At 53.5% G+C, this 6995-nt stretch carries 6 protein-coding genes and 1 tRNA gene; 4 read left to right on the forward strand and 3 right to left on the reverse strand.

Going from position 1 to position 6995, the window contains the following annotated elements; all coding sequences use genetic code 11:
- Positions 1–121: 121 nt before the first annotated feature.
- From Q0K10_RS02900 to Q0K10_RS02915, 4 genes are all read left to right on the forward strand, one after another.
- Complete coding sequence (locus Q0K10_RS02900; RefSeq protein WP_294502921.1) at positions 122–1072, forward strand: dihydrodipicolinate synthase family protein; 951 nt, start codon at positions 122–124, stop codon at positions 1070–1072.
- Positions 1073–1132: 60 nt separating this feature from the next.
- A complete protein-coding gene (locus tag Q0K10_RS02905) occupies positions 1133–2188 on the forward strand; it encodes a LacI family DNA-binding transcriptional regulator (RefSeq protein WP_294502924.1) in 1056 nt (351 codons plus the stop codon).
- Positions 2189–2222: 34 nt separating this feature from the next.
- A complete protein-coding gene (locus Q0K10_RS02910; protein ID WP_294502927.1) occupies positions 2223–2393 on the forward strand; it encodes a hypothetical protein in 171 nt (56 codons plus the stop codon).
- 160 nt (positions 2394–2553) lie between these two features.
- Positions 2554–2630, forward strand: a tRNA-Arg gene (locus tag Q0K10_RS02915).
- A gap of 137 nt (positions 2631–2767) precedes the next feature.
- On the opposite strand, the gene Q0K10_RS02920 is transcribed toward Q0K10_RS02915, so the two are convergent.
- From Q0K10_RS02920 to Q0K10_RS02930, 3 genes are all read right to left on the reverse strand, one after another.
- A complete protein-coding gene (locus tag Q0K10_RS02920) occupies positions 2768–4012 on the reverse strand; it encodes a trehalase family glycosidase (RefSeq protein WP_294502929.1) in 1245 nt (414 codons plus the stop codon).
- 75 nt (positions 4013–4087) lie between these two features.
- The gene (locus tag Q0K10_RS02925) at positions 4088–5866 is read right to left on the reverse strand and encodes a right-handed parallel beta-helix repeat-containing protein (RefSeq protein WP_294502932.1); all 1779 of its coding nucleotides are present in this window, start codon (positions 5864–5866) and stop codon (positions 4088–4090) included.
- A 60-nt stretch (positions 5867–5926) separates the two neighbouring features.
- On the reverse strand, positions 5927–6778 hold the full coding sequence (locus Q0K10_RS02930; protein WP_294502935.1) for a DUF1559 domain-containing protein: 852 nt from the start codon (positions 6776–6778) through the stop codon (positions 5927–5929).
- Between the last annotated feature and the right edge of the window lie 217 nt (positions 6779–6995).

The following is a 6995-nucleotide window of genomic DNA, read 5'->3' on the forward strand; positions in this document are numbered from 1 at the left end:
ATCACAGATGCGCAGAAGATTCGGCCGCCACCGAAGCGCATATGGGGGAATTTTTTCCTCCAGCATAATTCCATTTTCAGGAGAGAAACCGCCGGAATCGGCCGGTTTCAGAAAGGAAACGATGAAACAGTATGCAGCTCTTCTGCCGTCCGGCATCTGGCCGCCGGCTCTGACCGCGTTCACTCCCGGCGGCGTTCTGGACATGCCGGGCAACCGGGCGTTATTTGAATGGTATGCCGCCGTGCATGTTGACGGACTTTTCGTCTCCTGCCTGACGGGGGAACTGAATTGTCTCTCCAGCCGCGAGGTTGTGGAGTTGAACCGTCTGGCGGTCGAGACCTCGGCCGGGCGTTATCCGGTGGTCGGAGGGGTCATGGCTGCCGTCGCAACTCCGGAGGCGATCGCGGAGGAGGTTCTGCGACTGGCGGAGACCGGTGTCGCCGCCGTGGTCGTGCTCGTTTCCCAGCTGGCCTCGCCGGATGAGGATGACGACCGGCTGCTTGCGAATACCCGGCGGCTGCTTGACCGGACCGGGGACGTTCCGCTCGGTCTCTATGAGTGCCCGAAACCGTACCACCGGCTGCTGAAAGAGTCGACGCTTGCGGAGCTCGCCGCAACCGGCCGGTTTCTCTTCTTCAAGGACACCTGCTGCGACATCCGGCGGATTCGGGAACGGATCCGTCTCGTGCGCGGCACTCCGCTCCGGCTTTTCAATGCGAATGCCGCCACACTGCTTGACTCGTTCCGGGCCGGAGTCAACGGTTATTGCGGCGTCGGAGCCAACTACTATCCGAAACTTTTTCAGCTTCTGTGGCATCATTGTGAATCTTCCGGAGCGGAAGAGCTCGGGCACTTCATCGCAGCCAACGATCATCTGGCCGATCTTGGAAACGCCTATCCGGTCTCGGCCAAATTCATGGCGCAACTCCACGGGCTTCCGGTCTCTCTTTGCTGTCGTATCACGGACCGCACCATTGACGATGCGGACCGGCTGTCGCTTCGGAAGCTCGATTCTGACGCCGGGTTGTTGATCCGGAACTTTTCTGCGGTTCCCTCCATGGAAACCGCTTGAAAATCGGAGAAAACGGGGTATTTTCTTACAGTGTCAATTCCAACAACGGTACGGAACAGCGTGAAAAAAATTCCCATCAGCAAAATCGCGGCCGAGGCGGGGGTCTCCCTCGCGACGGTCTCGCGCGTTCTGAATCGCCGCCCCGGCGTTTCGCCGGAACTTGAGGAGGCGGTGCAGGCGGCCATCCGTCGGAGCGGTGGAGATCCGGTCGAGCAGTGCCGTCCTGCTTCCGGCGTCCGGAAACTGCGTTTCGGCACGGTTGCGCTTCTGCTGCTGGCGGAGGATTGTTTCCTCACTTACTCTTCGGTTGCCCAGAAGAGTTTTCATGGAGTCGTCTGTGCCGCGAAAAAGAACCATCTCTCCTGTATTTACAGCATAGTTCGTTCGTGTGATGAACTTCCGCCCGCAGTGCGGCAACGCAAGGTTGACGGTCTTATTCTCGCCGGTCAGACACCCGATCCCGCGCTGGTGGAGGCGCTGGCCGGGTTTCCGGCCTGCTGGATCACTTCGCACAGCGAAAACGGCGACTCCGCGCTGGCCGGGAACGACCGCATTGCCCGGCTTGCGCTTGAATACCTGACCCGGCGGGGTCATCGCCATCTGGCCTATGTGAATGCGTTGCCGGAGATCACTGCGATCCGCACGCGCGGCGAATATTTTCAATTTTTCGCTGAAAAGGCAGGAATTCGGACCGATTTCCGGGTTGCTGCGCGGGCGGAGATTGACCTTGCCGCGGCGGAACCGGATTTCGCCGCGCTGGAACAGTCGCTTGAAAAACTCATTGCGCCGTGCCTGGTCGGAGCGGATCGTCCGACCGGTTTTTTCGTGCCGATGGATTTTCAGACGGCACTGCTCTACCGGATTCTTCCCCGGCTCGGGTTTCAGCCGGGGAGGGATCTGGAGATTGTCAGCTGCGACGGGGAGTTTGCGGCGCTGGCAGGATTGTCGCCTCGTCCTGCGACGATAGAAATTCCCGGAGAGGCGATCGGCCGACAGGCTGTGGAGCAGCTGTTGCAGCGTCTGACTGGATCGGAACGCAATCCGCATCGGATAGACATTGTGATTGAGCCGCGCCTTGTTCCCGGAGACATCCTCTCGTCCGGTTTCCGTGTCTGAATTCAATGTCGTGAATACCGGAAAGTAATAGCGGATGAGCAACCATGTTACACTGCTTGCCGCTCAGATGTTCCGGGATAGACGGTGTCCGGTGTTTGATGTGGAGTGTCGAATGAATCTGCCGGGAGTTGGAGAGGTTTTCGTAATGCTGACTGCGGAAGCGGAATTGCGGCAGAAGGGTAAGGTCTTTGACTTGATTTTTTGATATCTGCGGTTATTTCCCTTGTTTTTGAGGATAACTGCGGTTTCAATTATCATGCGCTGTTTTCGGGAAAAGCTGAATCAGGTGAAAAAAACGCAGTTTTTCCTGAAAAACAACTTTAAAAATTGCAAACAGGGACTATATTAAGAATATAATGATATGGGCACCCGTAGCTCAGCTGGATAGAGCGTCTGCCTCCGGAGTAGAAGGTCATGAGTTCGAATCTCGTCGGGTGTACCATTTTTTTTGCCTTTTTCGCCTCAGAATCCCGGTTCTGAGGCTTTTTTGCTTTTTGCTGCAGAAAGCTGCAAAATGGTGCAAATCGAATAAAAGCTTCTGCTTCGTTTTGAGTCCCGATTGACTTCAAAACAGAGAAATCAGAATTCAGCTGTTTCCATTCGCCCGGCGTGATGCGCAATCATGTTGAGAACAAGATAATTCCAGTTTTGAAACCCGCGATTGAGTATGGGTTCTCCTGTTTCCGGATCGTAATATTCATGCAGTGCCCCGAAACGCTCGAGATCCCGCCCGAATAAAGAAATGGTTTTTTCCGCGAGTTCTCCGGCTTCGGTTTCATAACCGTAATTCAACAGACCACGCCAGACCAGATAATTCGAGATTCCCCATACCGGTCCCAGCCAGCTCGATGGATTGCCGGAAGCGCGCAGATTATACATCGGTTCGTATTTTGCCAGCGTACGGATGCCAAACGGCGCTGAGAATCCTTCCGGATCGCGATAGTGGCACTCCACCATCCGGGCAGCCTCCTGTTTCGAAGCGATTCCGCTCCACATCGCAAGAAATCCCGACCAGACACCGATCCGCATCAGCAGGCAATCCCAGTCTCGCGGCTGACCGCAATGAAGCGGAGTCTCGTTTCCATCATGAGGGTTGCCGGGGGAAACTCTGAAATCAATCGGACGCAGATTGAGATCGCAACTGTAATAAAATCCAGTCCAGTTATCAAAACAGTGAGTCCGTACACTTGTTCTCAACTCCTCGGCATCGGAAAGGTAATGAGCTTGAATCCCCGGAAGATTCAGCCGCTCCGCAAGATATGCGCCCGCAAGCAGCTCCCGGTACATCAGGCAGTTGAGGTAAATTGACGCTGAACTCTTCTTCGGCCGGTAATACGTACACGGATCGTTATCTACTCCGATCGCGGTATCGTCAGCCCAGAAATAGAGTCCTGTTGCGCGATGACGAAAGTGATTGCGGTAAGCATTGTGGAAAAATTGAATCTTTTCAAAACGGCTTCGGAGCCATTCTGCATCTCCACCCAAACACCGGGACAGGAACGCGGCATGCTGTGCAATAACCGGTTTGTGCATATTGCTCTCACGGACGTTCTCCGGCCGAATCTCGGCAAGTGAGGAGAGAGACGCTGGAACCACAATCGGCATCCAGCCGTCAGCGCTGGTGAAATCCAGGTAATTCAGAACGCAGCCAAGTTCATACTTGAGCGCCTCCTCCGATAACTCCGGATCTTCTGTTTCGAGCAGAATCTGCCGCAGGGCGACGTCGGCAAAATAACTGTCCCAATCCCACAACACATTGTCGTAGGAAGCACTGCCGGGTACCAGAAACGGATGTGTTAGAATTCCGCACGGTTCCCGAAACATTCCTCGATAATTTTCGTGAATGTGACTGCGGATGAACTCTGCTCTGGAAGGATCGGATGGCATATGTCAAGAAGATTATTTACTGTTATCAATGATGGGGGAAACTCCGGTCTTCAACTGCTCGATCCGGTTATCGGAGAGTTCGACATGCTCCGATTCAACAACATAGATTCCGGCGGCCACTTGACGCAGTCGGTCGTTCATCCGGGGATGCAGACCTTTCGCGTAGGGGTTTACGATCACGTTGTTCCGTACCTTTACGTCTGTCGCGTTGCCGACAGCGATTCCGGCCGCGCCTGAATCGACGACCCGGTTGTTTTCGATCAAGATGTTTCGAATGGGAGAAATTCCGCGCGCAAACTCCCAGTTGCGGTGACACACGATCAGATTGATCGCGCTGTTGTGCAGACTGTACATCAACCGTCCATGCAATCCGTTGGCACAGTTGATAATCTCGTTATTCCGGATCGTCATGTTGCGCGCCGTCATCCCTTCCATGAAATACCAGTCGGTCAATACCTGTATTGCATTATAACCGGTGTTCTCAATCCGGTTGTTTTCTATCATCGCCCCATCGCCGCGCACAAGCATGCCGCGCGCCAGCGTGTCGTGCAACCGATTGTTGCGAATAAGTGTGCCGCTTCCGGCATAGCGATAGCTCTGAATAAGGTCGTGACGTTTCACTTTGACCGGTCGATCCGTTTTCACGCGGAACAGGAACACTCCGCCGAGAAAATTTCCCGTGTTGATCCCCTGATTGCGCAACTCTTCCGGCATTTTCCCGGCAGCCTTGATTTCAGCGTCATCCGTGACCGGAGTCATCTCCACGACCTTCACCCGGTCGATAAACTTCATGTCGGAATCGTTGTAAAGTTCGATTTCCGTTCCCTGCCACGCCTCAGGAGATTGGGACTGAACAACAAGGAATTCTCGATCGCTCAGCGGCTTCACCACATAGGAGAAAAATCCGTGGATGTTGATCAGGTCGTCACAGGACCAGCCCCAGTCACAATTCTCGATTCGAGGACCTTTTTCGGTCTTTATCGAATGAAAAAGATCAGCATTGCAGGTGATCAGCCGCCGGGTGCCGGGACGGCGAATCACTTTACAGTTGAGATACCTGTGGCCGCCCGCACCGCCGTGCTCGGTGAAGGCCATCTGCGGTGCGTTGTAAACTGTAATGTTTTCCAGCGTACAGTTCCCGCTGTTCAATAAATTGAAGGCCATTCGCTTTGAACGGTCGGGAAACGCCATGCGGTATCCCGGCTCAATTGGCGTACCGTAAGTAAAGATGTAATTGTTTTTCAGCCGAATCCGGTAGATCCCTTCGGCTTGTTTCTCATAGGAAGCGATGTAATCGAGCCAGTCTGCGGCAAAGTTCCCCTCCCGATCGAAAAAAGGCGCTTTCATGTTTCCTCCTGCACGCCAGGTTTCGAGTGGAGGAAAGCCGGGATCCAGTTTCACCGTCAGATATTTTTCCTGTCGGTCGATTTCAATGATCTCTCCCTGCGAATACGAGAAAGGATCGCAATCGATGGTCAAACCTCTGATTGTCACATTGCTGCACTCCTTGAGCACAACCGCATCCTGCCTGAACGTGGCATCGATCCAGAAAGTCACGTCCTTTGCCTCGATCACAAAATCGTTGATCCGGTAGAGATAGAGACATTTCGCGTATCCTTCCTGCTGACCGAAGCGATAGTTTCCGGGATGAATCGTATAGCTTTTTGCCCCGGAACGGGCTGCTTTCAGCAGTTCATCAAGCATTTTTACGGTATCGGCGGCCTGGCGTTCCTTCTCCTGCTGTGTCCATCCGGCGATTTCCGCCGGATATACGAAGTTCTCCTGCGCCATCCCGGCACCTCCAGTACAACAAATCATTATGAACAGTAAAATCTTGCGCATCATTTTATCTCAGAGTTTCGGCTTGCAGTGATCAGTGGAAAATTGTGATTGTCCGTAGAGGCGGACGTTGAACGATGTCACATGTCCATCCCCGAACAAGTACGGAATCATCTGGTTGTGCCAGAGCAGACCGTCCAGTTTCTGCGTCGTTAAATTGAGCTGCGGTTCGCTGCCGACCGCGCTCGCAGGTTGTCCGACGACCATGTCGGCCGGGCGGTGAAACATCACGATGATTTCCCCGGGGGAACTCCGGGTGCGGTTCCACCTTCCGTGAATCGATTCCGCCGTCAGCGTTTCCGATGTTGCGTTGACGTAATCCGGCATCACCCGCCCATTCAGCTGGAAGGTGCGCAGATCCACGGTCGGCTGGCTCAGACGTTCTCCGGCAAGACGTTCGATATCTTCCGGACAGGTGAATATCTTCACCCCTTTTCCGTAGGCACGGTTGGCATCCGGCACATCCAGCCGCCCGGGAATGTATCGCCCGTAGATCAACATCGAATCCCATACCTTATAAGGTGCGTTGGCGTTGGCAATCCCCGGAGGCAGTTGTTGATGATCCCCTTCATACATGGCCAGACCGAGTCCGATCTGTTTCTGATTATTCGCGCAGCTGCCTGCCCGGGCTTTCGCTCGCGCCTGGTTCAATGCCGGCAGCAGCATCGCCGCCAGAATCGCGATAATCGCAATTACGACTAACAACTCAATAAGTGTGAATTTCGCATGTACCCGGAGAAATCCGAAGCCGGGATTCGCCTCTGCCGACGGCCGGTCAAACGGGAAACGGAAAAATGGAACAGAATGCAATATTCGGAGCTTTTTTTTCTTCGAAGGTTCAGCTGGTATGATTTTGATTCCCATAAATGTTCTCCCGTCTTTGGCAATGTATATGCTTCGTTTTCTTTTATTATGGCATAAAAAATCGGGATTCCAATAGCAATGCATATCGCAATCGGGACATTCTGTGTTATTTTCCGGACTTCTGATTGAAAAAAAAGATTTTAGAGCCAATTTCAAAAGTATTGGCTCTCTCGTGTTAATCACTTGTTTTTTCGTGCGTCAAAACCGTTTCGGCGCA

The organism is uncultured Victivallis sp. (assembly GCF_944391105.1).
In the GTDB taxonomy this organism is placed as follows: domain Bacteria; phylum Verrucomicrobiota; class Lentisphaeria; order Victivallales; family Victivallaceae; genus Victivallis.